Source organism: Dyella sedimenti (assembly GCF_022760995.1).
GTDB lineage: Bacteria > Pseudomonadota > Gammaproteobacteria > Xanthomonadales > Rhodanobacteraceae > Dyella > Dyella sedimenti.
Genome location: NZ_JAKWJO010000003.1, coordinates 400,863 through 417,226, shown reverse-complemented (window position 1 = coordinate 417,226; position 16,364 = coordinate 400,863). Strand labels below are relative to the sequence as shown.

The window sequence follows — 16,364 nt, the reverse complement described above, 5'->3', positions numbered from 1 at the left end:
CACACGTCAACGGCCGGAGCGATGGAGGGCCTACAAGGGAAGCGCGCCATGCCATGGGCGCATGCTATACGAGGTTCCCATGTCCACTCCCACCCAGCCGAACCCGACGCATGTGGGTGATTTTTCCGCCTTTCCCGATGCGCTCACCGGCGATCACTGGATAGAGAAACTGCGTGACGGCACCACGGTGCTCATCCGCCCCCTGCGCGAGGAGGATCGCGAGCGCGAGATCGCCTTCGTGAGCCGGTTGTCCCACCAGGCGAGGCGGCTCCGCTTCCTTGGCGATTTCAGGCAGCTCAGCGCCGCGCAGGTGCAACAGCTGATGGATATCGACTACGACAAGCGCATGGCCTTCGTGGCGCTGGTCCACGACCAGGGCGAACTGCGCGAGATCGGCGTCAGCCGGTACGGCGCCACCACCGACGAGCGGACGTGCGAGTGCGCCGTGACCGTGGCCGACGATTGGCAGAATCGCGGGCTCGGCGTGCTGCTGATGCGCCACCTGATCGACTTCGCGCGCCGCAACGGCTTCAAGCGCATGATCTCCATCGACGCCGCCAGCAACGAAGGCATGCGCGACCTGGCCAGCTATCTCGGCTTCCACCGCGAAATGGACCTGGCGGACAGCTCACAGGTCATCCACACGCTGGCGTTGTAGCCTGCCGCCGGCTTGTTGAGCACGGTCGACACGCGCTCATGCCATCGGTCCAGGATGAAACGGCGGCGCGTCCTTCATCCAGCCCAAAGGGAGTGACCATGTTCAAGCGCATCCTGCTGCCTACCGACGGTTCCGACCTCTCGCTGCGCGCGGTCGATCTCGGCATCGCCCTCGCCGCGCAGCTCGGGGCGAGCGTGTACGCCTTCCACGCCATGCAGCCTTTCGAGGCGGTGCCCTATTTCACCGACATGATGCTGTTCCCCGAGGACGCCTACGAAAAGGCGGTGGAGGAACGCGCGGTCCATTGCCTGGAACAGACCAAGGAGCGCGCCAAGGCGGCGAACGTGTCCTGGGACGGCCATCACGAATACGCCCACCAGCCCTACGAGGCGATCATCCAGGCGGCCAAGGACCAGCATTGCGACCTGATCGTGATCGGCTCGCACGGCCGCACTGGCCTGGATCGCCTGTTCCTGGGCAGCCAGACCGCCAAGCTGCTGCCCAACTGCGATATCCCGGTGCTGGTCTGCCATTGACCGACGCCAATCAGTCGTTGCGCCGGCCCGGCAGGTTGATGTGCACGGCCTGTACGCCGGCCAGGGAACGGCAGGCATCGGCCATCGCGCTCAACTGGCGGGTATCGATGGCCGTGGCGAAGCGCACCTCGGCATTGTCCTCGCCGCTGGGCGAGCGGCGCAGCCGGATCTGCCGGATGGGCGCATGGAGATCGGCGAGCACGCCTTCCAGCGCCGACAGTTTCCCCGCGGCGCCCAGCTCCACCTCCAGCGACACGTATTGGTGGCGCGGCTTGACGAAGCGGCGTTCCAGCGGCTTGAGCAACGCGAGGATGCCCCACAGCAGCACCGTGGCGATGACGGCGGGCACGAACAGTCCCGCCCCGGATGCCAGGCCCACGGCGGCCACTGCCCACAGTCCCGCGGCGGTGGTGAGGCCACGGATCACCTGTTCGCGCTCCAGGAACAGGATGGTGCCGGCGCCGAGGAAGCCGATCCCGCTGACCACCTGCGCCGCCACGCGCGACGGGTCGAGGACCACGTGCGGATAGGTCAGCGCATGCTGGAAACCGTAGGCTGACACGATCAGCGCCAGCGCGGCGCCCACGCTCACCAGCATGTGCGTGCGCAGGCCCGCCGCCCATTCCAGACGCCCCCGGTTGACGCCGATGACGCCGCCGAGCACGGCGGCCATGAACAGTCGCAGCGCGACTTCGTAGACGCTGATCATCAGAACCCTCCTCGCGGATGGCGGAACCCATGGCGCCTGCCTCGTCCCTACCCTGGCAGGGTGCGCCACACGCAGGCGTGAGTGCGCGTGCCGGGCGTTAAGACCTGTTCAAAGTTTCAATGTGACCCACAGCCCCCTCCCAGCCTCCCCCTACAAGTAGGGGGAGGAGCCAAGGCGTGCCGCATTTACTCCCTCCCCTGCATGCAGGGGATGGTTGGGGAGGGGTAACTGGCCACGCGGAGACGCCACCCAACCCTCAAACGTGCCCTGCCACCGCATGCGGCACGTAGGGCTCTTCCAGCGCGGCGATCTCCCCGGCGGTGAGCTTGAGCGACAGCGCCGCCACCGCATCGTCCAGGTGCCGCGGCTTGGAGGCTCCCACGATGGGCGCGGTGATGAAGGGCTTGCCGAGCATCCAGGCCAGCGCCACCTGCGCACGCGGGACGCCGCGCGCCTTGGCCACCGCGGCGACGGCCTCCACCACGCGGCGGTCCGCATCGGGCACGTACAGGGTCTTGCCGAACTCGTCGGTGCGGGTGCGCTCGGTTTCCTCGTCCCAGTCGCGGGTCAGGCGTCCGCGCGCCAGCGGGCTCCATGGGATCACGCCGACGCCCTGGTCCTGGCACAGCGGCATCATCTCGCGCTCTTCCTCGCGGTAGAGCAGGTTGTAGTGGTTCTGCATGGTGACGAAGCGCGTCCAGCCGTGGCGCTCGGCCACCTGCTGCGCCTTGGCGAACTGCCAGGCCCACATCGACGAGGCGCCGATGTAGCGCGCTTTGCCGGCCTTCACCACGTCGTGCAGCGCCTCCATGGTTTCCTCGATCGGCGTATGCGGGTCCCAGCGATGGATCTGGTAGAGGTCCACGTAGTCGGTGCCCAGCCGGCGCAGGCTCTTGTCGATCTCGCCCAGGATGGCCTTGCGCGACAGGCCCATGCCGTTGGGTCCCGGGTGCATGCGGTTGAACACCTTGGTGGCGAGCACGATGGTGTCGCGGTCGGCATGCTCCTTCAGCACGCGCCCGACGATCTCTTCCGACGAGCCGTCCGAATAGACGTTGGCGGTATCGAAGAAATTGATGCCTAGCTCCAGCGCCTGGCGGATCAGCGGGCGGCTGGTCGCCTCGTCCAGCGTCCAGCTGTGGTTGCCGCGTTGGGGATCGCCGTAGGTCATGCAGCCCAGGCAGAGGCGGGAGACGTCCACGCCGGTGGTGCCAAGCTTGATGTAGTCCATGGGAGATGCTCCGGCAACGAGGGGAAGCGCCGATGGTAGCCAATGCGCCCTCCTTCCCGGGATGATCGGGGTGGCAACATGAAATATGTTTCATCGAAGCGCGGCGTGAAATTTCACGTCAAGTCCTTGATGGCCCCACGCCCTATCGGGCCTACTTCCACCCTTGGCTAGCATGCGGGATGGAAGTTCATGTCCGACGGTCGACAGGAAACGCGCCACGTGGGCCTGGTGTTGCTCGCGCTGGCCGTCGGCGGCTTCGCCATCGGCACCACCGAGTTCGCCACCATGAGCCTGCTGCCGCTGTTCGCGCATGGCCTGGGCATCGATGCGCCCACCGCGGGGCACGTCATCAGCGCCTACGCCCTGGGCGTGGTGGTCGGCGCGCCGGTGCTCGCCGTGCTCGGCGCGCGGCTGCCGCGGCGCACCCTGCTGATCGCGCTGATGGCGATGTTCGCGCTCGGCAACGGCCTGAGCGCCTTCGCGCCCACCTACCACTGGATGCTGCTCTTCCGCTTCCTCAGCGGGTTGCCGCACGGCGCCTACTTCGGCGCGGCGGCGCTGATGGGCACCTCACTGGTGCCGGAGAACCGCCGCACCATGGTGGTGGGCCGCATCTTCCTCGGCCTGACCTTCGCCACCATCGTCGGCGTGCCGCTCGCCAACGGACTCGGCCAACTGGTCGGCTGGCGCTGGAGCTTCGGGCTGGTCGCCCTGCTGGGCTTGCTCACCTGCGTGCTGGTGCGCCTGTACGCGCCAGCGGCGCCAGCGGACGCGGCCTCCAGCCCGTTGCGCGAGCTGGGTGCGCTCACCCGCGTGCAGGTGTGGATGACCCTGGCCATCGGCGCCATCGGCTTCGGCGGCCTGTTCGCCGTGTATACCTATCTCGCCGACATTCTCGAAACCGTCACGCGGGTCTCGCCGGCCGTGGTACCGGTGGTGCTGAGCGTGTTCGGCGTGGGGCTCACCGTGGGCAACCTGGTGGTGCCGGTGTTCGCCGACCGGGCACTGATGCGCACGGCGGGCGCCCTGCTGGCGTGGACCGCCGTCATCCTGGCGGTATTCCCGTTCACCGCGGGCAGCCTGGTGGCGATCACCGTGGACATCTTCCTGCTCGGCTGCGGCGGCGCGCTGGCCACGGTGCTGCAGACGCGGCTGATGGACGTGGCGGAGGATTCCCAGGGCCTGGCCGCCGCGCTGAACCATTCGGCCTTCAATATCGCCAACGCGCTGGGCCCGTTCCTGGGCGGCATGGCCATCGCCGCCGGCCACGGCTGGACCTCGCCGGGCTGGGTGGGCGCGCTGCTGGCGGTCGCCGGCATCGTGCTGTGGGCGATCTCGTGCCTGCTGGACCGCCGTGGCGCCGGCGCGATGGCCGAGTGCGCCTGTTCTTCCTGAGCGAACGCATCTTGGAATGGCCACGGCCATCCCCATGACTTCAGTTTCCGTCACCCACAGAGGACCTTCCCCATGGAATATCGGCAATTGGGCGCATCGGGCTTCAAGGTGCCCGTGCTCAGCTTCGGCACGGGTACGTTCGGCGGCAAGGGCGAGCTGTTCGCCGCCTGGGGCAATACCGGCGTGGCCGAGGCCAAGCGGCTGGTCGATATCTGCCTCGAGGCCGGCCTGACCCTGTTCGACAGCGCGGACATCTATTCGGGCGGCGAGGCGGAAGCGGTGCTGGGCGAGGCGATCAAGGGTCGCCGCGACCGCGTGCTGATCTCCACCAAGGCCACCTTCCGCTCCGGCGAGGACGCCAATGACGTGGGCTCGTCACGCTTCCACCTGCTCAAGGCCTGCGACGCCGCCCTCAAGCGGCTGGGCACCGACTACATCGACCTGTTCCAGCTGCACGGCTTCGACGCCGTGACGCCGGTGGAGGAAACCCTCTCCACGCTGGACGACCTGGTGCGCGCGGGCAAGATCCGCTACGTGGGCGTCTCCAACTTCTCCGGCTGGCACCTGATGAAGTCGCTGGCGGTGGCCGAGCGCTACGGCTATCCGCGCTACGTGGCCAACCAGACCTACTACTCGCTGATCGGCCGCGACTACGAGTGGGAGCTGATGCCGCTGGGCCTGGACCAGGGCGTGGGCGCGGTGGTGTGGAGCCCGCTGGGCTGGGGCCGCCTCACCGGCAAGCTGCGTCGCGGCGCCGAACTGCCGGCCACCAGCCGCCTGCACAAGACCGCCGACATCGGCCCGCCGGTGGACAACGAGTATCTCTACCGCGTGGTCGATGCGCTGGACGAGATCGCCGCCGAGACCGGCAAGAGCGTGCCGCAGATCGCCCTGAACTGGCTGCTGCAGCGCCCCACCGTCTCCACCGTGGTGATCGGCGCGCGCAACGAGGAACAGCTGCGCCAGAACCTGGGCGCGGTGGGCTGGAACCTCACCAAGGAGCAGGTGGCCAGGCTCGACAAGGCCAGCGAGGTGACGCCGGTGTATCCGTACTGGCACCAGCGCGGCTTCGCCGAGCGCAACCCGCCGCCGGTGTGAGCGGCTGAAAAGCTCGTCGTGCCCTTGTCCCCAAGGGGGCAAGGGCCGGAACCCAGTCGCCGGGCGGTCACGCCACAGCCAACGCCTCGTCCACCATCCGCTGCGCCTCCTGCAGCAACTGCCGCAGGTGCGCCTCGTCCTTGAAGCTCTCGGCGTAGATCTTGTAGATGTCCTCGGTACCGGACGGGCGCGCGGCGAACCAGCCGTGGGCGGAGGCTACCTTGATGCCGCCGATGGAGGCACCGTTGCCGGGAGCCTTGTCCAGCACGGCCTCGATCCGGTCGCCGGCCAGCTCGGTACTCTTCACCTGCTGCGGAGACAACCTGGACAGGCGCGCCTTCTGCTCCACGCTGGCCGGCGCGTCCACGCGCTCGGACAGCGGCGCGCCCAGCTCGGCGGTGAGCTGGCGGTACAGCTCGCCCGGATCGCGGCCGTTGCGCGCGGTGATCTCGGCCGACATCAGCGCGGCGGCGATGCCGTCCTTGTCGGTGCTCCACACGCCGCCGTCGCGGCGCAGGAACGAGGCGCCAGCGCTTTCCTCGCCGCCGAAGCCCAGCGAACCGTCGAACAGGCCATCGACGAACCACTTGAAGCCCACCGGCACCTCGTACAGCCGGCGGCCCAGGCGCGCGGCCACGCGGTCGATCAGCGCCGTGCTCACCAGCGTCTTGCCCACCGCGGCGTCGCCGCGCCACTGCGGGCGATGGCGGAACAGGTAGTCCACCAGCACCGACAGGTAATGGTTGGGCGGCAGCAGGCCGCTGCTGCGCGTGACGATGCCGTGGCGGTCGTGGTCGGTGTCGCAGGCGAAGGCCACGTCGTAGCGGTCCTTCAGCGCGATCAGGCGCTGCATCGCGTACGAGGAGGAAGGATCCATGCGGATCTTGCCGTCCCAGTCCACGCTCATGAAACGGAAGGTGGGATCGACCTCCTGGCTGACCACGGTGAGGTCGATGCCGTAGCGCTCGGCGATCGGTCCCCAGTAATGCACGCCCGAACCGCCGAGCGGGTCCACGCCCAGGTGCACGCCGCTGCCGCGGATGACATCGAAGTCGATCACCTGCGCCAGGTCGCCCACGTAGGCGTCGATGTAGTCGTGCTCCCGCGTGGTGCCGGCGCGCAGCGCCTGCGCGAACGGCATGCGCCTGACCTGGGCCAGGCCATTCTCGATCAGCGCGTTGGCGCGTTTCTGGATCCAGCCGGTGACGTCGGTATCGGCCGGGCCGCCGTTGGGCGGGTTGTACTTGAAACCGCCGCCATCGGGCGGATTGTGCGAGGGCGTGACCACGATACCGTCGGCCAGCCCCGCCTCGCGGCCACGGTTGTAGGTGAGGATGGCGTGCGAGATGGCGGGCGTGGGCGTGTAGTCGCCGTCTTTGGCGACCAGCGTAGGCACGCCGTTGGCGGCAAGCACTTCCAGCGCGCTCTCGAACGCGGGCTGCGACAGCGCGTGAGTGTCGATGCCCAGGAACAGCGGCCCGTCGATGCCCTGCTCCTGGCGGTAGTCGCAGATCGCCTGGGTGATGGCCAGCACGTGCCATTCGTTGAAGCTGCGCTCCAGCGACTGGCCGCGATGCCCGGAGGTACCGAATGCCACCCGCTGCGCCGGCACCGAGGGATCGGGGCGCAGGTTCACATACGCGTCACGCAGCGCGGCGACGTCCGCCAGCAGCTCGGCGGGCGCATTCTTGCCGGCCAGCGGGCTGAGCCGGGCGCTCACGAACGCGCCTCGCGGCAAGCCGGCGGGCGGATGCGGAAGGACATCATCATGGCAACAGGCGCTCCTGGCTGCGGGAAAGCCTGGTATTGACCACCGCCGCGCGCACCAGTGTCAAGCTCAGCGCAACTGGCTGTCCTTGCTGCCGCGGCGGTTATAGCCGCTGAACGTGGCCTGCTCCTGGTCGCTGGCCTCCTGGCAGGCCACGCATAGCCGCACGCCAGGCACGGCCACGCGGCGCGCTTCCGGAATGGGCGCGTCGCACTCTTCGCAGCGGGTCAGCCCCGGCCCGCGCCGCAACTGGCTGCGGGCGCGCTTGACGGCGTCGTCCACCGTCGCGTCGATTTGGTCCTGAACGGCGCCGTCACCGGCCCAGCCAGTCGCCATGTTCGCCTCCAGGTGGCCCTGAAAGACAAGGAAAACGAGCGGCCACCAGAAGAATGGATATAGGGCTCTTGCCGGCGGAATTCCAGCCGTTACCTGTCCAGCGACGCTTGCGACGGCTGCGCCTGGCTGACCTGCGCCACGTCGGCGCTACCGTCGAAGCCGCCGCCCAGCGACTCGACCAGGCGGATCGAGATATCGGTCTGCTGGCTCTCCAGCAAGGCCAGGCGCTGCTGGGCCGCGAGCAGTTGCTGGCGGCTGGTCAGCGGCGTGAGCGGCCCCTTCAGGCCGCCCTTGTACGCCTTCATCGCATCGTCCCAGCTCTTTTGCGCGTCATCCACGGCGCGCTTTTCCAGCACGATCTGCTCGCGCACGGAGGACAGCGCCGAGACGTTGTCGGCCACGTCGTTGAGCGCCTTCACCAGCAGGCCGTTGTAGCGCGCCACCATCGCGTCGTAGTCGGCGTCGGCGATGGCCAGGTGCGCGCGGCGGGCGCCGCCGTCGAACAGTGGCAGGCTCAGCGCGGGACCGAACGCATAGGTGCGCGCCGGCAACTGCAGCACGTTGGCGCTGTTGCCGCCCACGGCGATGAAGCCCGCCATCGCGCTCAGGCTGATATTGGGCAGGAAGGCGGTCTTGGCCGCCTTGATGTCCTTGTGGGCGGCCTCGATCTCCCAGCGCGCCGCGACCAGGTCCGCGCGGCGGCCGAGCAGGTCCACCGGCAGCTTGTCCGGCAGCACGGCGGGACCGCGATCAAGCATGTGGGGACGCTCGATGGCGAGGCCGCGATCCGGCCCCTGCCCCAGCAGGATGGAGAGAGTGCTGCGCGCCGCGTCGATGGAGCGGTCCGCCGCCACCTTCTGCTGCTGGGCGCTGGCCACCTGCGAGTCGGCCAGATGTTCCTGCTGCGGCGTGCCCAGGCCGCCGGCCACCAGCTTGCGCGTGACCTCCAGCGACTGCGTGGCGCGCTGCAGCTCGGCCTCGGCCACATCCCGCTGGGCGAAGGCATAGCCCAGGTTCACGTAGGCGCGTGCCACGTTCACCGAAAGTTCGATGCGCGCGGCGTAGGCCTCGATCTGCGCGGCGCGACTGCGGCCCAGCGACGCTTCCCAGGCGGCGCGCTTGCCGCCCCACAGGTCCACGTCCCAGCTGAGTCCGCCGGTGAGCGACTTGCTCCATGCGAACACGCCCAGCACGTACTCGGGATAGATCGGATTCATCTTGGACAGGTAGGCGCCGGTGATCGAGGCATCGAGCTGCGCCTGCGGCTTGCGGCCAGCATCCACGCCCTCGGCTACCGCCTGGGCCTGGCGCGCGCGCGCCTGCGCCTGCTCCAGGCTGGGATTGTTCTTCAGCGCCTCATCGATCAGCGCATTGAGCTGCGGGTCGCCATAGCTCACCCACCAGTCCTGCGCCGGCCATGCCGTGGGGCTCAACGGCGTGTCGGCCAGGCTGCGCCCGGATTGCAGCGTGTCCGGATCGGTCATGCTCCCCGTGGTATGCAATCCGCGGCTGGTCGCGCAACCAGCAAGGACGAGACAGAACGCGACGGCGGAAGCTAGGGCAAGGGAACGCATGGGGTGGGAGATCCGGATGTAAAGAGTGCTTGCGGAATGGCAACCTGCCGGCGGGATTCAGGCGGCGGCGATAGCCTCGCGGCGGCAGGCGCATGGCGCGCAGTATATCGCCGCCTCGCCGGCGGGACGCCCGAGGCGCTGGCCGACCATGGTCGAATGGCGTCGCGCGGCCATCGCCATGGCACGGCGGCATCTTCACCCGGATATCACCCCGGGTCGTGTCAAAGTACTATGTCGTGATTCGACGCCGTTCCCGGTTCGGGCGGCGCGACCGGCGTATCAGGAACCATTGGCAAGTTGCATGCGATCGAATGCCCGCGGATGGCCCGCCCGCTCGTTCTGCCCGGGGCGGGGAGTGATGGCGGCATGATCGTCCAGCCGCCCACGCGAACACAGGCCCGCGCGAAGCTGTGGCGCGAACGCAACCACGGGGAAAAGCATCATGGGGGAAGCAACGGTAGTGCGTGACTGGGGACGCCATGTATCCATCGTCATCGCTTACGCGCTCTGCTACGTACTGCTGCACGACGTTTCCGTCTCGCACTGGAACCTGCCCGCCGGCCTGCGGGTGGCCAGCCTGCTGCTTTTTCCCTATCGCTACTGGCCGGCGCTCATCCTCGGCGAGTGCCTGCCGGTGGGCTACCACGCCTGGGACTGCCGCGACGAATTCGGCCTGCGCTGGGCGGTACTGGCGGCCCTGCCGCCGATCCTGCCGACGGCGGCCGTGGTGGCGGCATGCCGCCAGCGGATACGCCTGCTGCAGGGTGGCCAGCAGATCAACATGGCGCTGCTGCTGGGCGTCGTCCTGGCCAGCGCGGCGCTGACGGCCGCCGACAACGCCATCGTGCTCTCGGCGGTGCGGCTGCCGCCGGGCGAATCCGCCCCCGGGATCGATGCGCAGATCCTGCTCGGCTACTTCCTGGGCAACTACCTGGGTGGGCTGGCCATCGCGCCCACGGCCATCGCCCTCTACCTGCGCCTGCGCCGCCACCCGGAGCACGCGGCCAACCTGTCGCTGCTGGCGCGCGACTGCCTGGCCGGCGTGCTGGTTCCACTGTTCGTGCTGATGGGGCTGGCCTTCAGCAGCGAAGGCGACAGCACGCAGGTATTCCGTCTCGCCATGTTCCTGCCGGTGGTATGGCTGACTTCCCGCCACGGCTGGCAGGGCGCTGCCCTGGGCGGCACGCTGGCCAGCACGGCGGTGACGCTGACCTCCAGCATGGTGCGCGACCCGGCGGTGATCCAGGCCCAGGCACTGATCGGCTTCGCCGTCACCACCCTGCTCATGCTCGGCTCGCGCATCACCCACCAGGCCAGCTCGGCCCAGGCCAGCCATATCGATACGCTGCGCGGCTTCCAGCTCGCCCAGCAGGGCCTGTACCTGGAAGAGCTGCGCATGCGCCAGGCGGCCGACGCGCTGGAACACATCGGCCATTCCATCCGCGAGAACCACAACCGGCTGCTGGAACGCCTGCGCCACGTGCTGCCCGCCAACGAGGAACGCAGCTATTCCAAGCAGGTCGCCCTCGCCCAGCACGAGATGCACCGCCTGGCCAACGCGCTGTACCCGCGCGGCTGGCGCGAGCGCGGCGTACCCGCCACCCTGCGCGAGGGGCCGTTCGCCCAGGCCATCCACATGGCCGGCGCCACCTACCAGTGCGAACTGTCGGGCCGTGGGCTGAGCCAGCTGGCGCCGGATGTGCACATGACGCTCTACCGCCTGGCCTGCGAGGTGCTGGTCTACGTGCTGTCGCGCGGTTCGGCGCGGCACATCCACCTGCGCCTGCGCGGCGGCTGCACCGGCGGGCGGCGCTGGGTGGTCATGCGCCTCACCGGCGAGGAGATCGACGCGGCGGGACACGCCGTCGATGCGTCATGGAAGCAGGCTATGGCCCTGCTGGGCGCCAGCGGCCTCGGCATCGCCACGATCCGCGACCGCACCCAGATCTACGGCGGCGACGTGCACCTGCGCGAGCGGCCCGAAGGGCTGAGCGTCACCCTGTTGCTGCATGACTCGCTGCGTGCCGTGCCGCTGCGCCAGGGCGCCTCCCGCTAGGAGACGCCCCGACGCACGCGCCTCAATTGGCGCGCGAACTGCATTCGATGGGATCCTTGCAGTCGCCGTTGGCGGTGAATACCCGCGCCGTGCCGTTGGACTGCGGCGCCACCAGCACCTTCACCGACGGATCCTGGTAGACGATTTCGCCCTGGGTGCCGGACGGTGCCGACTGCGGCTCTTGCGGCGTCGCCAGGCGCGATGCGTCGCTACCCAGCGGAAGCGCCAGGAAATGGCCGGACGACACGGCGAATGCCGCGCGCACCTTGCCGCCCAGGTCGTTGATCTGGACATAGCGGATGCCGCTGCGCTCGAACACATAGACATGCCAGTGAGGACTGGCGCTCACGTCGGTGGCATTGGGCCACGACTGGCCGAGCCCGGTGGATGGCAGGCCGTCGTCCGCGAGCGCACGGGTGGAAACCATGGCCATCGCCGCCAGCCCCAGCGCCGCCATGCGGCCCAGCCACCGATTCGATACGTGGTGCATTTGCTTTCCCTCCATTGCTGATTCCAGGTTCGGGATGCCGAGCGGCATTGCCCAGTTCCATCAAGGCCGACACCCGCGCCAGCGGCGCGTTGCCGGCCTGCCCAATGTGCCTCACGCCATTCCGCTCCGTAAGTGCCCCGCGCGGCCCCAAGGCCCGTACGCCATCGCAAAAACGGCAGCCGCGCGGCGAATTTCACGAAGTCGTCACATCCAGCCCATAGCGTGGCGGCCTTGCCCGTAACACTGCCGACGACCGGAGTCGACGGCGCTGCGAGTGCTTGTGACCATCGATCCGATGTCCGGGCTGGCGCGCTTGTTCGAAGAACAGCACGACACGCTCAATCGCTACTTCCTCAAGCGCACCGCGCATGCCTGGGATGCGCAGGATCTCGTGCAGGAACTCTACCTGCGGCTGTTGCGCACCGATCGCGGCAGTCCCGAGGTGATCCGCAACCCCGAGGCTTACCTGTTCACCGTGGCCGCCAACCTGGTGAAGGAGCATGCGGCCAAGCGCCAGCGCAACCCGCTGGGCAGCGACGAACTGGACGTGGTGATCGATCGCCTCGCCACGCCGTGCGACGCGGCGGCCGGCATCGACCGCGCCCTGCGCCGGCAGCGGCTGGCCGACGTGATCGGCCGGCTCACGCCCAAGTGCCGCGCGGCGCTGGTGATGCATTACCGCGACGAACTGGGCTACCGCGAGATCGGCGAGCGGCTGGACATATCCACGCACATGGTGAAGAAGTACATCGTGAAGGCATTGGCCGCATGCCGGCTAGGGATGGCGCGCTATGACTGAGTTCGCCCGCCATCGCCAGGCCGCCGAACAGCAGCGCCGCGCCGCCGAGCAGGCCGCCAGCTGGTACCTGGACCTGCGCGAAGGACTCGACGAGGCGCAGCGCCAGGCCTTCGCCGACTGGCTGCGCGAATCGCCGGTGCACGTCGCCGAGTACCTCGCGATGACGCGCCTGCATGGCGACATGGGTGCCGCCAGCGCACTCGATCCGCTGGGTGGCGACGAACTGCGCGAACTGGCCCGCCACGAGCGCGCCGTCGTTCCCCTGCGGCTCAAGCCGGCGATGGCACCCGCCGAGGTGGCGCCGCGGCATCGCTGGCGCGCTGCTCTCGCCCAGGTGGCCGCGGTCCTCATGGTGACCCTGCTCGGTGGCGGCGCGTGGCTGTACGGGCCGCCGCCGGGCTGGGATGCCTATGCATCCGCGCCAGACACCTTGCGCAGCGTGCGCCTGCCTGACGGCACCGACGCGCAACTGGACCGCGCCAGCGTCGTGGCCGTCCACTTCGATGCCCGGCAGCGCCATATCGAGATCATTCGCGGCGGCGCGCTGTTCGACGTCGGGCACGATCCCGCGCGTCCCTTGACGGTGCGGCTGGGCGCCAATGAGCTGCAGGACATCGGCACCGTGTTCGATGCGCACCAGTGTGCCGATGGCGGCACCGTCACCGTAATCAGCGGCCGCGTGCGCATCTGGCAGGACGGCGCGCACGCCGCGGCTGCGCACTTTCCCGCCACGCGCAGCGCACCCATCGCGGAACTGGCCTCGGGCCAGCAGGCCAATCTGCGCCACGATGGCTCGCTCGACCTGGTCGACCGCCATGCCGACCTGGCGCGCAGCACCGGCTGGCTGCCGCCCGACATCCATTTCGAGCACGCCAGCGTGGCCGAGGTGGCGCGCCGCTTCAACGCCTACAACCCGCATCCATTGGTGATCGAGGATGCGGCCATCGCGGCCACGCGCATTTCCGGCCGCTTCCATGCGCGCGACATGGAGTCCTTCGTCGCCTACCTGGGCACGCTGCCCGGCGTGCGCGTGACGCGCAGCCAGGACGACATCCGCGTGGACAGCACGCGGGCCGCTTCACCCATGCCCCGTTCGCTGTAAGAAAAAATTCACGAAAAGAGCGGTACCCAACGGCGGGCTTGCCCACTCGTAGAGGGTCATGCAGCGGCGATGGCGATGTGTCTCGCCGCCCCGTCATCCTCCATCGAAGGCCCGCCCCACCATGCGTAAACTGCTTCCCCTCCATATCGCGCTGCTGCTCGGCAGTTCCCTTCCCTCCCTTGCGCTGGCCCAGGCCGCGCCGGCACCGGCCATTGCCGCGATGCCGCTCAGCCAGGCGCTCGACCAGTTCTCGCGCAACAGCGGCCTGCAGGTCGTGTACGGCGCGGACGTGGCCGACAACCTGCACAGCGGCGGCGCCACCGCCGGGCTGGACGCCAGGCAGCAGCTGGCGCAGTTGCTCAAGGGCACCGGCCTCGGCTTCCGCTTCGTCACGCCGACCACGGTGACCATCGTGCGGGAGTCCGCCGCGGGAAAGGCGCTGGCCGCGGGCACGGATCCGGCTCGCGGCCTGCCGCCGATCAATCCCAATGACGGCACGCGCGAGCTGGCCCCGATCAGCGTGCACGCCAACGCGGTGGATACGCTGGCGCCCAGCGCCGCGCCACTGGACGCCACCCAGCCCACCTCGGTGATCGACGAGCGCTTCATCCGCGACGGCCTGCGCTTCAACGCCAACTTCGACGACATCATCAAGTACGCGCCGAGCGTCACCGTGACCTCGCCGGAAGGCCCCGGCCTGGGCAAGAACGAAAGCATCAGCATCCGCGGCTTCCAGGACGGCCAGTTCAACATCACCTTCGATGGCATCCCCTTCGGCGACGCCAGCGACCTGCACCACACCACTTCGGCCTACTTCAACAACCACGTGCTGGGCCAGGCCGAGATCGATCGCGGCCCGGGCGGCGGCGCCACCATCGGCAACGCCACCTTCGGCGGCACCGTCGCGCTGCGCTCGCGCGATCCCAGCGACGTATCGGGCATCACGCCCTACGTCACCGCCGGCAGCTGGAATACTTTCGCCGGCGGCGTGAACGTGGACGAGAAGCTGGGCTCGAGCACGCGCCTGTTCGCCGACCTGTCGAAGGAATCGAGCGACACCTTCCTCAAGGGTACCGACGATAAGCGCGAGCACGTATTCATCAAGACCATCACCGACCTGGGCGCGCAGACGCAGCTGACCTTCGTCACCAGCTACAACCAGGAACACCAGAACACCGTGCAGGGTGCCACCAAGGACGAGATCGCCCAGTTCGGCTGGCGCTACGGCCTCACCGACGACCCGACGCTGCAGTCGTACACGGGCTACAACAAGGCCGCCTACTACTCCAGCTTCACCTACGTGGGCATCACCAGCCGCCTGGGCGACTGGGACCTGGACAACAAGGTCTACTACAACAGCTTCGACCACTGGTCACGCAAGGCCAGCGACGCCACCGACAACGATCCGGCCGACAACGGCGTGACCTTCTACAACGCCAGCGGCAAGAAGGTGAGGACGGTCGCCGCCGACGTGCCGGGCAAGCTGGCCGACAACGGCTTCCATGCCTTCGGCGACGTGCTGCGCCTCGCGCGCGACCTCGGCCCGGGCTCGCTGCAGACCGGCGTATGGCTGGAGCGCGACCTCGACGCCCGCTACCAGCTACCCATCGACGAGACGACCGGCGCCAACACCGGCACCAAGTACGGCCCGATCTACAACTACGCGTTGAACGACCGCACGGACACCGTGCAGCCGTACCTTCAGTATGACTGGAACGTCACCGACCGCTTCACGCTGAGCCCGGGCGTGCGCTATTCCGAAGTCACCCGCGAACTCAACGCCGCCCTCAACAAGGTGTCGCCGCCCGTGCCGTCCTATGCGGAGGCGACCTACCACGCCACCCTGCCCTCGCTGAGCGCGCACGAGAAGATCACCGACGAATGGAGCGCTTACGCCCAGGTCGCCAAGGGCTTCCTCGCGCCGCCCATCGACGTGATCTACGTGAACGGCTCGCACGACCTCAAGCCCGAGCAGACCACCAACTACCAGCTCGGCACGGCCTATGCGACGCGCCAGTTCACCTTCGGCGCCGACATCTACTACATCGATTTCTCCAACTATCTCACCGAGACCGAGGTCAAGACCGGCAACGGCAACGAGACCACGTACATCAACGCCGGCGGCGCGGTGTACAAGGGCGCGGAAATCGAGGGCACCTACGCGCTCACGCAGACGCTGAGCATCTACGGCAACGCCAGCTACAACAAGGCCACCTACAAGAACACCGACGTGCAGATCGCCGGCACGCCCAAGGTCACCGCCGCGTTGGGCCTGCTCTATTCCAGCCCGACGGGCTACTTCGGCTCGGTCATGGGCAAGTTCGTCGGCAAGCAGTACGGCCTGGACAACGTCACCGACGACGCTGGCAACAGCGTGTTCGGCAACGACCAGCGCATCGCCGGCTACTTCAGCACCGATGCCGCGCTGGGCTACCGCTCCGACCATGGTCCGTGGGGCCTGAAGGGCTATTCGGTGAGCATGGACATCAACAACCTGTTCAACGTGCGCAAGATCACCGGCTATGCGGGCACGCAGTCGGTCAGCGGCACGCCGCTGTTCTTCGGCCTGCCGGGCCGCGGCGTGTTCCTCGACCTGTCGGTGAAGCTGTGAG

Annotated in this window: 14 protein-coding genes; 8 read left to right on the top strand and 6 right to left on the bottom strand. The window is 68.5% G+C overall.

The features are described 5' to 3' along the window. The first annotated feature begins 79 nt into the window (after window positions 1-79). Together MJ605_RS09560 and MJ605_RS09555 are read left to right on the top strand one after the other, a co-directional pair. Complete coding sequence (locus MJ605_RS09560; protein ID WP_243041211.1) at window positions 80-658, top strand: GNAT family N-acetyltransferase; 579 nt, start codon at window positions 80-82, stop codon at window positions 656-658. Window positions 659-756: 98 nt separating this feature from the next. Continuing rightward, window positions 757-1,194 carry a universal stress protein gene (locus MJ605_RS09555; protein ID WP_243041210.1) on the top strand — a complete coding sequence of 146 codons (438 nt, stop codon included), beginning with the start codon at window positions 757-759 and terminating at the stop codon, window positions 1,192-1,194. A gap of 10 nt (window positions 1,195-1,204) precedes the next feature. Here MJ605_RS09555 and MJ605_RS09550 read toward each other — a convergent pair whose 3' ends face one another. Continuing rightward, the gene (locus MJ605_RS09550; RefSeq protein WP_243041208.1) at window positions 1,205-1,903 is read right to left on the bottom strand and encodes an MgtC/SapB family protein; all 699 of its coding nucleotides are present in this window, start codon (window positions 1,901-1,903) and stop codon (window positions 1,205-1,207) included. A 256-nt stretch (window positions 1,904-2,159) separates the two neighbouring features. After that, entirely contained in the window at window positions 2,160-3,134 is a 975-nt protein-coding gene (locus MJ605_RS09545; protein ID WP_243041207.1) for an aldo/keto reductase, read from the bottom strand. Between the two features lie 189 nt (window positions 3,135-3,323). Here MJ605_RS09545 and MJ605_RS09540 point away from each other — a divergent pair, with 189 nt between their 5' ends. Both MJ605_RS09540 and MJ605_RS09535 read left to right on the top strand, forming a co-directional pair. Then, complete coding sequence (locus MJ605_RS09540; RefSeq protein ID WP_243041206.1) at window positions 3,324-4,529, top strand: MFS transporter; 1,206 nt, start codon at window positions 3,324-3,326, stop codon at window positions 4,527-4,529. Between the two features lie 72 nt (window positions 4,530-4,601). Next, the gene (locus MJ605_RS09535; protein ID WP_243041205.1) at window positions 4,602-5,627 is read left to right on the top strand and encodes an aldo/keto reductase; all 1,026 of its coding nucleotides are present in this window, start codon (window positions 4,602-4,604) and stop codon (window positions 5,625-5,627) included. 67 nt (window positions 5,628-5,694) lie between these two features. On the opposite strand, the gene pgm is transcribed toward MJ605_RS09535, so the two are convergent. From pgm to MJ605_RS09520, 3 genes are all read right to left on the bottom strand, one after another. Beyond that, window positions 5,695-7,347 (bottom strand): phosphoglucomutase (alpha-D-glucose-1,6-bisphosphate-dependent), encoded by a 1,653-nt coding sequence (pgm, locus tag MJ605_RS09530; protein ID WP_243041204.1) that lies wholly within the window; start codon window positions 7,345-7,347, stop codon window positions 5,695-5,697. Between the two features lie 117 nt (window positions 7,348-7,464). Beyond that, window positions 7,465-7,731, bottom strand: a complete 267-nt coding sequence (locus tag MJ605_RS09525) for a DksA/TraR family C4-type zinc finger protein (protein WP_243041202.1) — start codon at window positions 7,729-7,731, stop codon at window positions 7,465-7,467. Window positions 7,732-7,820: 89 nt separating this feature from the next. After that, the gene (locus MJ605_RS09520) at window positions 7,821-9,305 is read right to left on the bottom strand and encodes an efflux transporter outer membrane subunit (RefSeq protein ID WP_243041201.1); all 1,485 of its coding nucleotides are present in this window, start codon (window positions 9,303-9,305) and stop codon (window positions 7,821-7,823) included. A gap of 442 nt (window positions 9,306-9,747) precedes the next feature. Between MJ605_RS09520 and MJ605_RS09515 the strand changes: the two genes are divergently transcribed. Next, entirely contained in the window at window positions 9,748-11,361 is a 1,614-nt protein-coding gene (locus tag MJ605_RS09515; RefSeq protein WP_243041200.1) for an MASE1 domain-containing protein, read from the top strand. Between the two features lie 22 nt (window positions 11,362-11,383). Here MJ605_RS09515 and MJ605_RS09510 read toward each other — a convergent pair whose 3' ends face one another. Beyond that, window positions 11,384-11,851 (bottom strand): hypothetical protein, encoded by a 468-nt coding sequence (locus tag MJ605_RS09510; protein ID WP_243041198.1) that lies wholly within the window; start codon window positions 11,849-11,851, stop codon window positions 11,384-11,386. Window positions 11,852-12,146: 295 nt separating this feature from the next. On the opposite strand from MJ605_RS09510, the gene MJ605_RS09505 reads away from it, so the two are divergent. The 3 genes from MJ605_RS09505 (at window position 12,147) to MJ605_RS09495 (ending at window position 16,363) form a co-directional block, all read left to right on the top strand. Further along, complete coding sequence (locus tag MJ605_RS09505) at window positions 12,147-12,650, top strand: RNA polymerase sigma factor (protein WP_243041379.1); 504 nt, start codon at window positions 12,147-12,149, stop codon at window positions 12,648-12,650. Further along, entirely contained in the window at window positions 12,643-13,752 is a 1,110-nt protein-coding gene (locus tag MJ605_RS09500; protein ID WP_243041197.1) for a FecR family protein, read from the top strand. The genes MJ605_RS09505 and MJ605_RS09500 overlap by 8 nt, the downstream gene beginning before the upstream one ends. Window positions 13,753-13,873: 121 nt before the next feature. After that, the gene (locus MJ605_RS09495) at window positions 13,874-16,363 is read left to right on the top strand and encodes a TonB-dependent receptor (RefSeq protein ID WP_243041196.1); all 2,490 of its coding nucleotides are present in this window, start codon (window positions 13,874-13,876) and stop codon (window positions 16,361-16,363) included. The last annotated feature ends 1 nt before the right edge of the window (window position 16,364 follow it).